The sequence below is a fragment of the Acidimicrobiales bacterium genome (genome assembly GCA_035533095.1).
GTDB lineage: Bacteria > Actinomycetota > Acidimicrobiia > Acidimicrobiales > Palsa-688 > DATLUM01.
Window position 1 is genome coordinate 1 of record DATLUM010000107.1, and the last position, 2,424, is coordinate 2,424.

2 protein-coding genes are annotated in these 2,424 nt (G+C 67.8%); one reads left to right on the forward strand and one right to left on the reverse strand.

Annotated elements, in window-relative coordinates:
- Positions 1-271 precede the first annotated feature (271 nt).
- Positions 272-1,804 (reverse strand): IS1380 family transposase, encoded by a 1,533-nt coding sequence (locus VNF71_13965; protein ID HVA75660.1) that lies wholly within the window; start codon positions 1,802-1,804, stop codon positions 272-274.
- A gap of 58 nt (positions 1,805-1,862) precedes the next feature.
- On the opposite strand from VNF71_13965, the gene VNF71_13970 reads away from it, so the two are divergent.
- Entirely contained in the window at positions 1,863-2,285 is a 423-nt protein-coding gene (locus VNF71_13970) for a DUF6788 family protein (protein HVA75661.1), read from the forward strand.
- Positions 2,286-2,424: the final 139 nt, after the last annotated feature.

The window sequence follows — 2,424 nt, forward strand, 5'->3', positions numbered from 1 at the left end:
CCCGGATCGACGTCGCACCACACGACCCTCATCAGCCCGCCCGCTGCCCAGCGTCCTACGTACCTAGTCCTGAAACAAGCGATCCCGGCTCGTAGTGGGGCGTTGGAGAGCGGCTGATGGTTGCGATGGCGAGGGAGCGGCCGGGTCCGGTGCGGTGTGGCACGTTTGCTGGGTGAGGTGGCGCTCGATTGTTCGTGATCGGTGGTGACTGGTCGTCGTTGAAGAGAGCCGGGCGACCGGCTCGTGGTGCCCGAGGAGGCGGTCGGGCCGGCTACAAGGCGTCGAGGAGCCGAAGGAGCACGGCGAGCCAGGGACTCCAGGCGACGACGCGCCAACGCACCTGGCGACGGCCGGTCACGATCTGGCAGGGAATGTCGATGAAGGCTTGGCGGAACGTTCGGAACTCCATGGTGAGCAACCGACGTCGCTGCTCGTCGTGAGTGTTGGCCCAGCGGGGCGAGACCGGCAGCAGCAGTGCGCACCAGGCCTTGAGGCTCCAGGCGAGGGCGGCCATCACCATGTACGCCCAGTTGGCGACGAGGGTGTTGACCGGGGCGTGCAGGGCGCGGACCTGACCTTTGAGCTGGGAGATCAGGTTCTCCTGGTCGCAGCGCCGGCGGGCCTCCATGACGACCGCGTCGGTGCTGGTGGTCTGTGTCGCCAGGTTGGTGATGTAGAAGAACCAGCGGTACTCGTGGAACAGCACCTCCTCGCCGCGCTCGACCGACAGGTCCTTGCGCAACGCGACGACCCGGTAGTCGCGCTTGCATTTCCCTGGGCGGTAGGTGAATTCGCAGACGTCTTCTGCGGCGGTGCGCAGCACCTTGAACTTGCGCGCCCGCACGATGGCGTCCTTCACGCGCGTGGGCTTGGTCCGGGGCGTGGTCTTGACGGTCCGCTCGGCGCGTCGGACGAGCTGGTGATACATGTCGTCGTCGGCGCCTTTGGCTTTGTCGACGAGGTTCGGGCGGGCGTCGAAGCCGAACACGAACTGCACCCCGTCGCCATCCCAGCGGTCGAAGTTGGCGGTGAGGGCGAAGTCGGTGTCGCCGCGCAGCAGGACCTGGCTGAAGCCGGCCTCGCGCACCAAGGCGACGGACCGGTCATACAGGTCGGCGGCCCCCTCGTGGGAGGGCCGGTTGGCCCCGGACTCCTTGAAATACAACGGTTCTTTCGTGTTGGCCAGGTTCACCACCAGCGACGAGTAGCCCCAGATGCCGTTGTAGGAGATCTCCATGCCTTCCTTGCAGCACCCGTCGGTCGGCACGATCGACGCGTCGGCGTCGATCACCGCCGGTTGGGCGAAGAAGGCGGGTGGCTGGGCGGCCCAGACCCGCAGCCGTGCCCGGTTGATCGCCTCCTGGAGCGCCATCACGGCATCGGTGTCGAAGCGCCGGCAGAAGTCGCCCGCGGTGGTCGGGTCGGGCAGGCTGGACGCTCCGATGCCGTCGAGGAACACCCGGTCTTGGCGTCGGGCCTCGATGTCATCCAGGCTGGCCCCGCCGCACAGGGCGTTGTAGGCGATGTTGAGTACGTGGTCGGACTCGTAGTACGGGCGGTGGATCTTCAACAGATCGAGCGAGGCGTCGATCTCGGCGGCCAGCCCCACGTGGTCGACCAGGCCGACGATGGCGCCCATGCCGCCGTGGGCGACCGCCCTGGTGCGCTCGGCCATCTCATAGGAGATGTTGGCCCGGCCGATCACCGGGCCCGAGGTGTTCGGAGCCACCGCCTGCTCGAGGCGCCTCGTGATCTGGCGCCGCTCGCGCTCGAGGGACCGTCTGAGCTGCCGCTTGTCGACCATGCCTCAGTATGGCTACTATCGGCGGTTTGGTGTGGGATGCTCGCTCCGGAGGTGGCGAATGCCCAAGGCCTCACAAGCGAGTCTGGCGAACTGCGCACGGCGCTACCGGGAGCTCGCCCAGCAGCTCGCGGCGATCGGCTACATCGCCTCGGGCAGCGTGGCCCTGCGCTACAACCTGTGCGGCAAGGCGTACTGCGCCTGCCATTCGGACCCCGCACGGCGCCACGGGCCGTACTGGCTCTTCACCGCCAAGGTCGACGGCAGAACCGTCAACAAGCGCCTGACCGAGGCCGAGGCGCGCCTCTACGAGCAGTGGATCGCCAACGATCGCAACGCGCGCGCCCTGCTCGGCCAGATGCGCGAGGTGGCAGCCGAAGCCGCAGCGCTCATCCTCGCCGAGGAGGCGCCCAAACCCGATCGGAAAGCGCCCGCCGCCCCTTCACCTCAAACCCGCCGGACAGCCCCCCGGCGCTCGGGTTGAAGTGCCCGAAGCACAACGCAATTCGGCTGACGTGCCCGCCAGGGACGCGTTCCTACGCTGGTTTCAGGTCTAATACCGCCCGACGTCTGGGACGGTGGGGCGCAAACGGACCTATGTCGAGGCCAGCACGATCCGGAGG